Here is a 14,276-nt window from a genome sequence, read left to right on the forward strand (position 1 = left end):
GTGCGGGTTCAACCCGGTGCCGCCGTGTTTCGGCCTTGCGCGATGGAGCATCGGCACCATTCGACAACAACGCCCTCAAGGGGCGGCAGGAGCTTGGCGGTTCCACCGGCAAACTGATCGAAGGCGGCGCGATGGGTTTTGCTCACGCCGATCAGGACCGGAGTATCTCGCGCCAAGGCCTCGGCTATGAGGGTGCGAAATCCGCGGCCCTCGGCCTCGCTGAGTCCGAACTTGTTCAGCAGAACGATATCGCAACCGTCATCTCGCAACCGAGCGGTCGCGATGCCGACCACGTCCTCGATCGCACCGGCGTCCATGCGACACGCGCCTAAGCCCGAACCCAGATCCTGCGTGATCCGGATATTGGGACCATGCGGCAGCAGTCCAAGCGTTGTCTCACAAAACTGGGCGCCAGTATCCGGAATGTTCACACGCAACGCTCCGAGCAAGCGCAGACCTTCTTCCTGCAATCGCGCGGCCACTGTCGCCAGCAAATGATCCGTTCCGCCTGCCTCACTTGCGTCGACACCTGCAAGAAGCATGATTGATCCCCTCTACCGTTCGAACCGTGGAAACAGGACCTGGTTTTCAAGCATCATGTGCCGGTCAATATCCGCCAAAAGGTTCCGCAGCCCATCGTAAAGCCGTCGCCAAGACCCGCAGGCATGTGCGGGCGGTGTCAGGTCAAGGGTGACATGCCGGATCAGAGCGATACTCTCGGCGTGGCCATCGTGATCGGCGCGCATAACCCGGATCGGGTTTTCGATCCCTTCCATGCCGCCCATGCGCATGGCGGGAAACAGGACGATCTCCTCTTTTGCCATGTGCGTTTCCATTTCGGCCGCCAGTTCGGCCAGCGCGCGGACCAACCCTCGGGGGGCTTGGGGGTCGTCTCGGTGAACCAAGGCCACGCGTTCGGCAAGATGTTGAAGCTGTTCAAGCTCGGTCCGGTGTGTTTCGTGATACCGTGTGAGGATGTGATCAATCAGAGCGTCTGTCTCAAGATCAGCTTCGTGCATATCGAAGTTCGTCATGGTCCGTGCTTTCAGGGTTCACGACCCGAGCATCTCGAATCGGAATTTGATTTGCGCATTCTGTTTTGCTAATACGCATAGAAAATACCGATTGGAAAACGCGACCATGCGCCTCACCTCATTCACTGACTATGGTCTCCGCATTCTGATGCGGCTGGCTGGCAGCCCGGACCGCCCGTTTTCAACCGGCGAACTGGCGGATGAATTCAAGGTGTCACGCGCCCATCTCGCCAAGGTCATTTCGGCGCTGGCCAATGCCGGATACCTCAAAACGCGGCGGGGCGGTGGCGGCGGGGCTGTCCTGTCTCGCCCGGCGTCGGACATCCGCTTGGGCGACGTAGTGCGCACTCTGGAGACCGGGCAACCAATCGTTGAGTGTTTCTCGGCCGATGGCAGTGCGTGCACTCTGACTCCAAGCTGCCTTTTGAAGGATCGACTGAAGCAAGCCGAGCAAGCGTTTTTTGACGACCTGAACCGGGCAACACTGGCTGATTGCATCTATCGCCCACCGTGGGAGATTTCAGCGGCGGAATAGCAGCCGGTCTGCCCCTTCGGACAATTCGCCTGGGTTCTCTTAGCAGCAATCAGGCTGCGAACACTGTTACCTTTGTGCTTAGACCGGTCAGATCAGATGCCCCCCAATCTCGGCAGCGACGGTCAACCGCACGCCTCTGGAAATTCAGTCAGCTGTTTCTCCGGCGGACTTGCCTGATCCTCCGAATGTCAGACCAAAACTCTTGTGCGGAAAAATGCAGGTTGTAGTCTTGGCAGACTGGCCGGAGAGACCCCATTGGAACTGCAGAGACTCCTTGACGACGCCAAGGCGCTGATTACCGAGGCCCAGCTGGATGACGGCTTTTGGCCCTGTGGTGTGCGGGACATGGTATTGGCCCAGACGCGCCAATCCAAACGCCCGTCATGCTCGGTCGTTGAGCCCATGATCGGGCTGGTGCTTCAGGGCAGCAAGTCGGTGCAGTACGGAACCGAGCATGTCCGTTATGACGCAGGGGACGTCATTGTCGTGGGAAGCGCCCTGCCAATGGTCTCGGGCCTTGTGGATGCCTCGCCCGAAAACCCCTACATCGCCTTGTATCTCGGCATCGACATGCGCGTATTGCGGGGCGTCTACACCGACATGGGCGGCACCTCGCTGGACGATGCGGGTCCGGCCTTGGAAAGCGGTCAGGCCGACGCGGAAGTTATTGATTCATTTACACGTCTTTTCCGTCTGCGCCGAGATCCGATCGCAGATCAAACGCTGGGGGCCGCCGCCGTCCGCGAGGTATATTTCCGGGTTCTGCGCAGCGACAAAGGGCGCGCGCTGCGCCGTATCATCCGCGCGGACAGCAAGGCCAACCAGGTCGCCAAGGCAATCGCGCATATCCGCAAAGAGTACCGCTCGACGATCAAAGCCTCGGACTTGGCCGCGATCTCGGGCATGAGCGCGTCGGTATTCTATGACGCCTTTAAACGGGTGACGGCCAACAGTCCGCTGCAGTTCCAGAAAGACCTGCGCCTGACCGAGGCCTTCCAACTGCTTCAGCAGACGGGAACGCCTGTATCGAGTGTTGCACATGCAGTTGGGTATGAAAGCCCGGCCCAATTTAGCCGTGAGTTCGCCAAGAAATTTGGCGTTCCGCCCCGAGAACTGACCCGGGATCACGTGACCTGAGCTGCACGCTTTGCTCTTGGGTTTCGGATAATCGAGCAAGAGTTGAGGAGGAAGCTCTGTGTCCCACCCGAGGCGGACAGGTTAGGTTCATCCATGATGCAACCGGGCGATGTTGCCCCCGAAATCGCAAGGATACCTGATGGCAGTTCCCGACCAAGTTCCTACAAATTCAGGATTTCACGCAAAAAGCACGGCGGCCGAAGTGCTGGCCGATATCGACCTGACCGGAAAGACCGCAATCGTAACCGGTGGCTACAGCGGTATTGGCCTCGAAACCGTCCGCGCCCTTGCCGACAAGGGGGCCGCGGTGATCGTTCCGGTACGCTCGGAAGCCAAAGCACAAGAGAGCCTGGCGAGCGTGGATGGCAATGTCAGAACCGCACCGATGGACCTGGCGGATCTTGGTTCGGTCCGACGGTTTGCCGAAACGGTATCCAGCGACCTGCAAAACCTGGATCTGCTGATCAACAACGCCGGGATCATGGCGTGCCCCGAGGCCCGTGTTGGACCTGGTTGGGAATCCCAATTCGGTATCTGCCACATGGGCCACTTTGCCCTGACCAAGTTGCTGCTGCCGCTTTTGGAGCAAACGCCGGGCGCGCGGGTCGTTGCTCTTTCCTCGACCGCACACAAGATTTGCGACGTGCATTGGGATGATATCCAGTTCGAAAAGACGGACTACGACAAATGGCAGGCCTATGGCCAAGCAAAAACCGCAAATGCGTTGTTTGCCAACGCCCTGTCCCGCCGTTTGGCAGCGACCGGCGGGTTGGCGTTTTCGGTACATCCCGGTGGGATATTCACCCCTCTGCAACGGCACCTGCCGAAGGAAGAGATGATCGCACTGGGTTGGCTGAACGAGGATGGCGAGCCGTCCGCATTGGCCAGGGAGGGTTTCAAGACGCCCGAACAGGGCGCCTCAACAACGGTTTGGGCGGCGACTTCGCCAAAGCTGGTTGGCAAACCAGGAGTGTATTGCGAGGACGCCGACATTGCTGCCCCGACCGACCCCAACAGCCCGACGGCCCGATATTTTGGGGTCAACGCACATGCCTGCGATGACGCATCAGCCGAAAAGCTGTGGGACATAAGCGAACGGTTACTGCAAGAGGCCTGATACCCACGCAATCCGGTCGGGATGATCCCGGCCGGACTACGCTTCTTAGGGATAAGGCAGCGCCAAGGTTTTAGACCGCAATTTCGCCCCCTGGCCCTCTGCGCTGCCGGTCCCGGCCCGGGCTGGACCTCAACGGTTCAGGCCAAAGCCTGCTCGGGCGCAGGATCGGCGATCAACAGTTCGACATCTGCCACGCTCAGCGCCACAGCCAACTGGCTTGGCGGGACCGTGTCGACGATCAACGTGTCCAAATCCGACAGTTCACACACTTTGTGCAACTGCTTCTGATTGAACTTCTGGGCATCCAGCAGAAGATGGCGTTCTGCAGAACGGCCCAGCATCGCGCGTTTGACGGCGGCGATATCACCGATCGGCTCGCTGGGGCCATCATCGGACAATCCCGACGCGCCGATCATGCAGCGATCGACGTTGAACCGGCCCAGAAACTCCAGCGTTTCGTAACCAACGACGGCAGCCTCGGCGGCAAGATAAGCACCGGGGCAAACAATCACCTCGGCCGCGCTGCCGCCCAGTGTCACGGCCACCGGAATAGAATTCGTGATGACAGTGCAACGTATGTCGCGATATGCCAATGAGCGCGCCAGTTGAGCGGTTGTCGAGCCCGAGTCGATCATGACCGTCTCACCTTCACGCACAAGGCCAGCGGCGGCGTTTCCTATCCGCTCGCGTTCGGCAACCCGGGCCGCATTGCGCTCGTCCAGGCTGAGATAATGCCCTTGCACCGGCGCCGACGCGCCACCGTGCGCACGCGCAATCAGGCCGTCTTCGGCCAGCGCGTCAAAATCCCTGCGGACGGTCTCGGTGGATACGTCGAAACTGCGGGCCAGATCACTGATGCGCACGTGCGGGCGCAGCTTGAGCTCAAGCAGGATACGTTGGCGACGATCGGACTTTTTCAGCCGATCCCGCCCTTTCCTGCTGTGTTTCTGACGTGTTTTGGCCTTTGACATCCTATTGCCCCGGCTAGACGACATTCAATTTCTGTGGCGTTTACCTCATTTTTGCAAATATTTTGTTGCATTACCCTCAAACTGGTGATGAAAATCGTCGGACTCACCCCATTGTGGAAGGCAAAATGTTGGCCATGCAACGGCGCAGCGCAAACAAGGTATTGAACGCATGATCGTGCTGGCCACCCATCTGGCGGCCGGCGTCGCCCTGCTTTTGTGGTCTGTCCGGTTGATCCGGACCGGAGTGGAACGAGCGTTCCTGCCCGAGTTGAAACGCGGCCTGAAAATCCTGTCTGAAAACCGAATCTCCGCTGCATTGGGTGGCGGTATGGCAGCGATGCTTATGCAAAGCTCGACTGCAGTTGCATTGATCGGAGCCGGATTCGCGGTATCGGGCATGCTGGCCCCACCCTCGGCCCTTGCGCTGCTGCTGGGGGCAGAGGTGGGATCCGCCCTGATGGCAAAGGTGCTGACCCTGCCCGTCCAGGCGGTGATGCCATTCGCATTGCTGGTCGGCGTCGTGGTGTTTTTGAAAGCCGGTCGACGGCGGACGAAACAAATCGGGCGCATCACCATCGGTTTTGCCCTGGTGCTGTTGTCGCTTGGAATGATCCGCGAAGCCACAGTGCCAATCGGGGCCAGCCCAATCGTTCAAAGCATTGCGGCATATTTTCAAAGCGACTTGATCAGCGCCTATGTGGTCGGCGCAATTCTGGCGTGGCTCATGCATTCCAGCCTTGCCGCGGTGCTGACCTTTGCCACATTCGCGGCGTCAGCACTGGTTGGCGGCACGGTGGCCGCCGCACTGGTCATCGGTGCCAATCTCGGTGGCGCCGTGATCTCATTCGCCCTGCTCTGGTCTCAGGAGCGCCCGGCCAAGTTGATCGTCCTTGCCAACCTGGTGGCTCGGGCCTGTGTCACTTTGGTGGCGCTGGCCCTGCTGCTGACCGGCGTACTGAACATATCCGCGTTCGGCACAGCGCCCGGTCAACAGGTGGTGATGCTGCACATTGCGATGAATGTCGCCCTTCTGGTCGTTGCGCTGCCATTCACCAACCTGCTGATCCGGTTGGCCGACACGTTCGTTCCCCGCCACTCCAGCATCACCGCCGACAACGTGACAGCATTGGACCCCAGCGCACTGGACCACGTGCCTCTGGCGCTGGCCTGCGCACAGCGCGAACTGCTGCGCATGGCTGAAACGGTTCAGGCGATGCTGGTGCCGACCATTCACCTGTTCCGGAACTGGGACCCCGAACTGGCCCGCACCATCGAACTGCGGGAAAACGATGTCGATCGCATGCATTTTGACATCAAAATCTACGTCTCGCGCCTGCGGGAAGGCGATCTGACACCTCAGCAGGAGAAAAAGACACTCGAGCTAGTGTCGATGGCCAACAACCTTGAAGAGGCTGCCGATCGGATCGCGGTCAACCTTGTGGCGCTGGCGAAGAAAATGGCTGACGAGGGCATCACCTTTTCAAAGGAAGGTCTGACCGACATTGAACAATTCCACGATCAGATCACAACGAACGGCCAGTTGGCTCTGAGCATTCTGACCACCGGCGACGCTGAGGCGGCCCGCCAATTGGTGGCCGAAAAGGATCGCATCCGGATCGAAGAACAATACCTGCAGGAGCGCCACCTGAAGCGCCTGCAAAGTCGGGGTCCGGCCAGTATCGAGACGACCAATATCCACCAGGAGACGCTGCGCCTATTGAAGCAAATCAACGCGGCGCTGGCCTTTGTGGCCTACCCGATCGCCGAAGAGACGGGCGATCTATTGGAAAGCCGCCTGGCCAAACCGCGGATAATCTCGGACGCACCTTAGTCACAGCACTCGTCGGATCGCACTTAAACAGACCGGCGGCGAAGGCTCCCGCCCTTCCGTGAGTGCAAGGCTTTTCTGGCTTCCTGAACCCGGCAGAATTGACAGTCGGCCCCACCCACATGCTATCGTCATATCAGAATGTTATGACATAAAACCGTTTCTTTGAATTCGAAGCTGTTGAATTGGGAGGTTCTCATGCTGCGACTCTACGTCTGTTCAATGCTGCTGACACTCGGCCCGGCAGGCGTTCTCGCCGACGCTGTGCCGACCAAGGAAGCTGCAGAGGGAACCTTTGCCGAGCGTCCGTTCTCGCCCTATGCCAACCGGACATTCCCGGAGCGCCCTCTTTGGGGGGACACGCACCTGCACACCGGGTTGTCACTGGACGCCGGAACGTTCGGGAACACGCTGCTGCCGGATGACGCCTGGCGATTTGCGAAAGGCCAACAGGTCATCTCGTCGACCGGACAACCGGTTCGGCTTGCGCGCCCACTGGATTGGATGGTTCTTACGGATCATACCGACCTGATGGGGTTTGCCCCGGACCTGCAGGCCGGAAAGCCGGGGGTCTTGGCACATCCCAAGGGTCTGGAATGGTACGAAGGGTACTCTGCGGGCGGAGACGAAGCTGCCAAAGCGGCGTTCGACATCATTTCCAATTTCTCGCAAATGACCCTTCCGGAAGACCTGCTTGAATCATACAGCCCCGGAGCGGACGCCTTTGCGTTTACCTGGGAACATATCGTGATGGCCGCAGAACGGCACAACGACCCGGGCAATTTCACAGCGTTCATCGGTTTCGAATGGACCTCGGTGCCCAAGGGATTCAACCTGCATCGAAACGTCATGCTGCGCGATGGCCCGATCCGTGCGTTGCAGATGGTGCCGCCGGTCACGCAGCCGCCCTATGGGAACACGGATCCGAAGGCACTTTACGAGTGGCTCGAGGAGTACCAGGCCAAGACCGGAGGCCGTGCCGTTGCTTTCGCGCATAACGGCAATCTGTCGAACGGCTGGATGTTCCCGACCGAAGACACCTATCACGGCGGCAAGGTGGATGAGGAATACGTACAGAACCGCGCCAAGTGGGAACCGCATTACGAGGTCACCCAGATCAAGGGTGACGGCGAAGCCCATCCCTATCTCAGCCCCGACGACCCATTTGCCGACTATGAAAACTGGGATGTCGGGAACCTCGATATCTCCGAGCTGAAAACCGATGACATGCTGGCCGGCGAATACGCGCGCGAGGCGCTGAAGCGCGGGCTGATGCTTGAAGAGAAATTTGGCGTGAACCCCTACAAGTTCGGGATGGGCGGCGCGACGGACAGCCATACGTCGCTGGCAACGGCCGAGGAAGACAACTATTTCGGCAAATCCGTAAGCGCTGAGCCGTCGGCTACGCGCGTTCTGCACCCGTTTGTCGAAAGCGATCTGGGCGCCTTTGAGGGGCATACGCTGGTCGCATCGGGCTATACCGCAGTCTGGGCGTCCGAGAATACGCGCTCGGCCATTTTCGACGCGTTCAAGCGACGCGAGACATACGCCACGACCGGGCCTCGCATCGGGCTTCGTTTCTTCGGCGGATGGGATTTCGATGAGTCCGACCTGCTGACGCGTCTGGTGGCCGATGTGGGATACACCAAAGGGGTGCCGATGGGCGGTGACCTGCGTCCGCCCGAGGGCGAAGGCGCACCGACTTTCCTGATCGGCGCGCTGCGTGACCCCGTCGGTGCGAACCTTGATCGAGTTCAGGTCGTCAAGGGCTGGTTGGATGCAGACGGCGCGCTTCAGGAAAAGGTCTACAACGTGGCCTGGTCCGACGATCGTGCGCTGGATGCCAATGGCAACCTTCCCGAAGTCGGCAATACCGTCGATCTGGATACCGCCAGCTGGAGCAACTCGATCGGCGCATCGGAATTGGTGACCGTTTGGACGGATCCCGACTTCGATCCCAACGCGCGGGCATTCTACTACGTGCGGGTTCTGGAAATCCCGACCCCGCGCTGGGTGCTGTACGACAAGCTTCGTTTTGGAATCGATCTGCCGGCCGAGGCCCAGTTGATCCATCAGGAACGTGCGTATTCGTCACCGATCTGGTACACGCCTGCCAGCGAATGAACCAAGACCGAAACCGGGGGCGTGGGATCGCGCCCTTGGGCCGGGGTCGTTGCTGCAACATCTTCACCCAAGTTGAAATCGGCGATTTGACATGACGGGCCGTTGGGATCAACGATCGGGTATCGAATTGCCAGCAGGTCAGATCTTTCATGCGCTTTTACAAAGAACCGCTGTTCCATTTCATTCTGATCGGGCTGGCCATTTTCGGCTGGTTCTATCTTGTATCCGACGAGGCCGAGCCCCCGGAAGAGGCCGAAACGATCACAATTGACAGCGACGACATCGCGCTTTTGAGAACACGGTTCGAGGCCAGCTGGAAACGCCAACCCACCGACGCCGAGTTGCAGGCGCTGATCGATTCCTGGACCCGCGAAGAAATTCTTGTGCGCGAGGCCCGAAAGCTGGGCTTGGACCGTGGTGATCAGGTGATCCGGGCCCGCCTTGCCCGAAAAATGGAGTTTCTGACTACCGCAATTGCGTCCTCGGTCGCCCCCGAGGAGGCTGTTTTAGAAGAGCATCTGGCCCAGAACGCAGACCGCTTCACGACCCCTACCCTGATCGCGTTTGATCAGATCTATCTGGGTGATGCCCCAGACCCGGACGTCGTCGACGATACTCTGCAGGCGCTGAACGGTGGCGCGGATTGGTCCAGCCTTGGCGTTTCGTCCTTGCTGGCGCGGTCGATGCCACTGACAGCCGCGGGTGCAATCGACACAACCTTTGGTCGCGGGTTTGCGTCACAGCTTGACGGGAGCGAGCCGATGATTTGGATCGGCCCGATCAACTCGGGATACGGGCAACATCTTGTCCGCGTGACCGAAGCAAAGCCCGGTTATCTTCCGCCGCTCGCCGAGATCTACGACTCCGTTCTGAACGATTGGCGCAGGGCGACGGCTCAGGACCTGGCGCAGGCTCAATACGAAAGCCTCGCCGCCCAGTACCGTGTCGAGACACCCGAATCCGCAGAGGGCGGCTCGTGAAGACGGTCTTCTTTGTTCTGCTGAGTTTCTGGCTGGGCATGGTTCCACAATTCGGCCGAGCACACGCGCTTGACCCCGGCTATCTGGACCTGAACGAACTGGCGCCGGGCACCTGGAGAATCCTTTGGCGTATTCCCGACGTGAACGGACAACCCATGGAGATCGATGCGGTTCTGCCCGACCATTGCGCGCCGGCAAATGGCCCGGAGCCAACAGCGGAAAACCAGGCTTGGGTGTCTTCTTGGATTGCAGAATGTGATGCCGAAATCGCGGGCCATGTTGTGGCCATAGACGGGTTGGAGCGCCAGCAGAACGATGTCTTGCTGCGCGTTCGACCGCTGAACACTGAACCCGTGACGCTCAGATTTACGCCTGATGAGGCCGAATTGATGGTTCCGGCGGAGCCTACGATCTGGTCGGTTTTCAGCAGCTACTTTCTGCTTGGGTTCGAACACATTTTGGGCGGCTGGGACCACCTGTTGTTCGTTTTTGCGTTTTTTGTTCTGGTGCGGAACCCATGGCGGTTGGTCGGTGCGATAACCGCGTTCACAGTCGCGCATTCGCTGACGCTGGCGATGGCGACGCTTGGGTTTCTCAACGTGCCCGCCGGCCCCGTCGAAGCCGTTATTGCCTTGTCCATCGTATTCCTTGCTCTGGAAATCCTGAGGCACAAAGAGGGCGAGCTGCGGTTATCCGAGCAATACCCGTGGATCGTCTGCTTCAGTTTCGGCCTGCTGCATGGGCTTGGCTTTGCCGGTGCTCTGGCTGAAATCGGCCTGCCTTCGCAAGAGATCCCTGCAGCGCTGCTGGCTTTCAACATCGGCGTCGAGGCCGGTCAGCTTGCCTTTATCGCAGTGCTCGCGCTTCTGATTGCGATGTGGCGCCTTATCGCGCCACGGAACGCCGGTTGGGTGACCCACTTGGCCACCCCCGTAACAGGCTATGCCATCGGCTGCGTATCGCTCTATTGGCTGATCGAGCGGGTCAACGGGTTCTGAGCGCCCAAGCGGTCAATTCACAGATCTTTGCATTCTGGCACGGCGGTCAGAACCGATCCGTCCTTGAGATGTTGCAACAGATTGTCGACCGTCAGATCACCCATCGCGGCACGCGTTTCGACAGTAGCACTGCCCGCATGCGGCAACAGAACCACGTTTGGCAACTCGCGCAACGCTTGTGGAACGCGAGGTTCATCCTCGAAAACATCCAGCCCTGCCCAGCCAAGCGCACCGCTTTGCAGCGCTTCAATCAAAGCTGCCTCGTCAACGACGGACCCGCGGCTGACATTGATCAGCGTGCCCCTGCCCCCCAACGCCCGCATCACCTCGGCGTTGACCAGCTTGTTGGTCGACGGCCCGCCCGGTGTTATGCAAATCAGCACATCCACGTGGTTTGCCATATCGACCAGATTGTCGAAATATCGGTATGGCACATCCTTGGGACTGCGGGTGTGATAAGAGATTTCGGGCGACCACGGCGCCAGTTTGTCGGCAATCGCCTGGCCGATACGGCCAAGCCCCAGAATTCCAACCTTTTGATTGTCGGCTGATCGGGTCAAAGGGGCATTGCCTTCTGTCTCCCACCGTCCCGATCGGACGTATTCATGGTCGCGAACAAGCTCTCGGTAGCAGGCCAGCATCAGCAGAACGGCGGTGGTTGCGACCTCGTTGTTAAGCACATTCGGGGTGTGCGTGACGACAACTCCGCGGGCTGCAGCAGCCGTTGCATCGACCGCATCATATCCAACCCCATAGACGCTGATCATCTTCAGGTTTGTCAGTTGGGCCATCAGGTCGGGCGGCACGCCGTCATGTCCGTTCGTGACCACATGCGTGATGCGCGCGGCATCAAAATCGTCCAGCCGGCGAATATCAAATGCGGCGGACAGCCGATCTTTCATCCGTTCGGTAATCCCGCCGATCTGCAACAGCTCAGTCATCCTGACTGACCTTCTGCCGCTGCAAACCCAGCCCGTCGATCCTCAGGTCCATCACGTCGCCCTTCTTCAAATAGACCGGATCGGGCTTGATCCCCATGCCGACCCCGGGCGGTGTGCCGGTCGAAATCACGTCACCGGGATGAAGGGTGAACAACTGGCTCAGATGCTCGATGATCTCGGCAACGGTAAAGATCATGGTGGCCGTGTTTCCGGTCTGCATCCGCTGACCGTTCACGTCCAGGGACATGCCCAGCGCCTGAGGATCGGGAACCTCGTCGCGGGTGACCAGCCACGGACCGGTCGGACCGAACGTGTCGCAGGACTTGCCCTTGGTCCATTGTCCGGTCAGTTGCGTCTGGAAATGCCGCTCGGACACGTCATTGACGATGCAATAACCGGCGACATAGTCCAAAGCATCGGCCTTGGAGACGTATTTCGCCGTTTTCCCGATCACCACACCCAACTCGCATTCCCAATCGGTATGGGTGGACCCGCGCGGCATCACAACGTCATCATAAGGCCCCACGATGGCGGAATTTGCCTTGAAGAACAGGATCGGATGCTTGGGAATATCCGCGCCCGTTTCGGCAGCATGGTCCGAGTAGTTCAGTCCGATGCACAGAAATTTTCCGATCTTGCCCACGCAAGCTCCGATCCGCGGATCCCCTTCAACAATCGGCAGGCTTTCGGGATCAATTGCGCGCAGCCTGTCCAGCACGGCGTCGCCCAGCGTTTCACCGGTGATATCGGTGACATGGGCGGACAAATCCCGCAATTGACCCGCAGAGTCGACCAACGCAGGCTTTTCCGACCCTGCGGCTCCGTAGCGAACAAGTTTCATTTCGGTTCCTTTTAGTGATTGTCCCGCGGCAGGAATTGCCGCGCGATGTCCCTGAATTTGTCGGCGCCCTTCAGCGTCATGCCGCGATCCAGACGATCGACCTTCTCACGGAAGATCTCCTGCCACGGTGACTGGTCGGGCGGGACCGAATAGCCACCTGCAGCTTCCAGTTCGCGGGCGCGTTCATGCAGCTCCTCCAGCGGAACAAGCATATCCGCCGTCCCTTTGCCCAGATCGATGCGCAACCGGTCGCCATTTCGCACCAGCGCCAGCCCGCCGCCTTCGGCCGCCTCGGGCGAGGCGTTCAGGATCGACGGGCTTCCGGACGTGCCGGACTGGCGCCCATCACCGATGCAGGGCAGCGCCTCGACCCCTTGTTTCAACAGGTATGAGGGCGGCCGCATGTTCACCACCTCGGCCGCGCCCGGGTAACCTTTGGGTCCGGCCCCGCGCATGATCAGGATACAGTCTGCATCGATGTTTTCTGCCGGATCATCGATGCGGTGATGAAAGTCCTCAGGCCCGTCAAAAACGACCGCCCGGCCCTCGAATGCATTGGGGTCATCCGGGTTCGACAGGTAGGCCTCGCGGAAAGCGGACGAGATCACCGATGTCTTCATGATCGCGCTTTCGAACAGGTTGCCCGAGAGGTTGATGAACCCGGCCTGATGCTTGACCGGATTTCTCACCGGCTTGATCACGTCGTCGTTCAGCGACCGGCGTGTCCGGCAGTTCTCGCCCATCGACCGGCCGTTGACCGTCAGCGCATCGGGGTTGGGCAGCAATCCGGCATCAATCAACTCACCGACCACGGCAGGGACACCGCCGGCGCGCTGGTAATCTTCTCCAAGGTATTTTCCGGCCGGCTGCATGTTGACCAGCAGCGGTACGTCGTGACCCAGGCTTTGCCAGTCATCGTTGTTGAGTGGAACGCCAAGATGCCGGGCGATCGCATTCAAATGGATCGGCGCGTTCGTCGATCCACCTATCGCCGAGTTGATGACGATCGCATTTTCAAATGCCGCCCGCGTCATGACATCGCTTGGGCGCAGATCCTCCCACACCATCTCGACGATGCGCTTTCCGGTTTCATAGCTGATCTGTCCGCGTTCCCGGTACGGGGCTGGTATCGCGGCGGACCCGGGCAGTTGCATTCCCAAGGCTTCGGCCAGGGAATTCATCGTGGTCGCCGTTCCCATCGTGTTGCAATAGCCAACCGAAGGCGCCGAAGCCGCCGCGATTTCCATGAACTCATCAGTGTCGATCTCACCGGCAGCAAGGTCTTCCCGAGCCTTCCAGATCACGGTTCCCGACCCCGCGCGTTCACCCTTCCACCAGCCGTTCAGCATCGGGCCGACCGACAGAGCGATTGCGGGGATATTGACGGTGGCGGCCGCCATCAACAGCGCCGGCGTGGTCTTGTCGCAACCGATGTTTAGCACCACGCCGTCGATCGGGTAACCAAACAAGCTCTCGACCAGCGAAAGATAGGCCAGATTGCGATCCAGCGAGGCAGTGGGCCGCTTACCCGTTTCCTGAATCGGGTGCACCGGAATTTCGATGCACGTGCCACCAGCCGCGATGATCCCGTCGCGCACACGTTTGGACAATTCCAGGTGGTGGCGGTTGCACGGGCTGAGATCGCTACCCGTTTGCGCAATGCCGATGATTGGCTTGCCGGATTGAAGCTCGGCGCGGGTCAGGCCGTAGTTGAGATACCGCTCCAGATACAGCGCGGTCATCTCGAGGTTGTCCGAGTTCATGAACCAT

13 protein-coding genes are annotated in these 14,276 nt (G+C 59.7%); 7 read left to right on the plus strand and 6 right to left on the minus strand.

The features are described 5' to 3' along the window. Positions 1–8: 8 nt before the first annotated feature. Both AC2FM5_RS01475 and AC2FM5_RS01480 read right to left on the minus strand, forming a co-directional pair. Complete coding sequence (locus AC2FM5_RS01475; RefSeq protein WP_496733483.1) at positions 9–542, minus strand: DUF2478 domain-containing protein; 534 nt, start codon at positions 540–542, stop codon at positions 9–11. Between the two features lie 12 nt (positions 543–554). Further along, positions 555–1,034, minus strand: coding sequence for a hemerythrin domain-containing protein (locus tag AC2FM5_RS01480; protein ID WP_254437057.1), 480 nt, complete (start codon positions 1,032–1,034; stop codon positions 555–557). A gap of 106 nt (positions 1,035–1,140) precedes the next feature. Between AC2FM5_RS01480 and AC2FM5_RS01485 the strand changes: the two genes are divergently transcribed. The 3 genes from AC2FM5_RS01485 (at position 1,141) to AC2FM5_RS01495 (ending at position 3,823) form a co-directional block, all read left to right on the plus strand. After that, positions 1,141–1,569, plus strand: coding sequence for an RrF2 family transcriptional regulator (locus AC2FM5_RS01485; RefSeq protein WP_170339775.1), 429 nt, complete (start codon positions 1,141–1,143; stop codon positions 1,567–1,569). 255 nt (positions 1,570–1,824) lie between these two features. Then, positions 1,825–2,706: an AraC family transcriptional regulator gene (locus AC2FM5_RS01490; protein WP_496733486.1), complete on the plus strand. Its 882-nt coding sequence runs from the start codon at positions 1,825–1,827 to the stop codon at positions 2,704–2,706. 139 nt (positions 2,707–2,845) lie between these two features. Beyond that, on the plus strand, positions 2,846–3,823 hold the full coding sequence (locus AC2FM5_RS01495) for an oxidoreductase (RefSeq protein ID WP_496733488.1): 978 nt from the start codon (positions 2,846–2,848) through the stop codon (positions 3,821–3,823). Between the two features lie 137 nt (positions 3,824–3,960). Here AC2FM5_RS01495 and AC2FM5_RS01500 read toward each other — a convergent pair whose 3' ends face one another. Further along, positions 3,961–4,794, minus strand: coding sequence for a DeoR/GlpR family DNA-binding transcription regulator (locus AC2FM5_RS01500; protein ID WP_496733489.1), 834 nt, complete (start codon positions 4,792–4,794; stop codon positions 3,961–3,963). Between the two features lie 169 nt (positions 4,795–4,963). Here AC2FM5_RS01500 and AC2FM5_RS01505 point away from each other — a divergent pair, with 169 nt between their 5' ends. The 4 genes from AC2FM5_RS01505 to AC2FM5_RS01520 all read left to right on the plus strand — a co-directional run bounded on the left by AC2FM5_RS01505 (position 4,964) and on the right by AC2FM5_RS01520 (position 10,724). Continuing rightward, positions 4,964–6,625 (plus strand): Na/Pi cotransporter family protein, encoded by a 1,662-nt coding sequence (locus AC2FM5_RS01505; RefSeq protein ID WP_480693831.1) that lies wholly within the window; start codon positions 4,964–4,966, stop codon positions 6,623–6,625. 195 nt (positions 6,626–6,820) lie between these two features. Beyond that, positions 6,821–8,746 carry a DUF3604 domain-containing protein gene (locus AC2FM5_RS01510; protein WP_244952398.1) on the plus strand — a complete coding sequence of 642 codons (1,926 nt, stop codon included), beginning with the start codon at positions 6,821–6,823 and terminating at the stop codon, positions 8,744–8,746. Between the two features lie 149 nt (positions 8,747–8,895). Continuing rightward, entirely contained in the window at positions 8,896–9,726 is an 831-nt protein-coding gene (locus AC2FM5_RS01515; protein ID WP_170389682.1) for a peptidyl-prolyl cis-trans isomerase, read from the plus strand. Next, positions 9,723–10,724: a HupE/UreJ family protein gene (locus AC2FM5_RS01520; RefSeq protein WP_496733492.1), complete on the plus strand. Its 1,002-nt coding sequence runs from the start codon at positions 9,723–9,725 to the stop codon at positions 10,722–10,724. Before AC2FM5_RS01515 ends, AC2FM5_RS01520 begins: the two co-directional genes overlap by 4 nt. Before the next feature lie 17 nt (positions 10,725–10,741). Here the strand turns inward: AC2FM5_RS01520 and AC2FM5_RS01525 are convergent, their stop codons facing one another. From AC2FM5_RS01525 to AC2FM5_RS01535, 3 genes are all read right to left on the minus strand, one after another. Beyond that, positions 10,742–11,665: a 2-hydroxyacid dehydrogenase gene (locus tag AC2FM5_RS01525; RefSeq protein ID WP_496733494.1), complete on the minus strand. Its 924-nt coding sequence runs from the start codon at positions 11,663–11,665 to the stop codon at positions 10,742–10,744. Further along, positions 11,658–12,506 (minus strand): fumarylacetoacetate hydrolase family protein, encoded by an 849-nt coding sequence (locus tag AC2FM5_RS01530; protein WP_170371507.1) that lies wholly within the window; start codon positions 12,504–12,506, stop codon positions 11,658–11,660. The genes AC2FM5_RS01525 and AC2FM5_RS01530 overlap by 8 nt, the downstream gene beginning before the upstream one ends. Before the next feature lie 11 nt (positions 12,507–12,517). Further along, positions 12,518–14,276: IlvD/Edd family dehydratase (locus AC2FM5_RS01535; protein ID WP_496733497.1), on the minus strand; the 1,759-nt coding region annotated here is incomplete at its 5' end.

The organism is Ruegeria sp. BHSA162 (assembly GCF_059613385.1).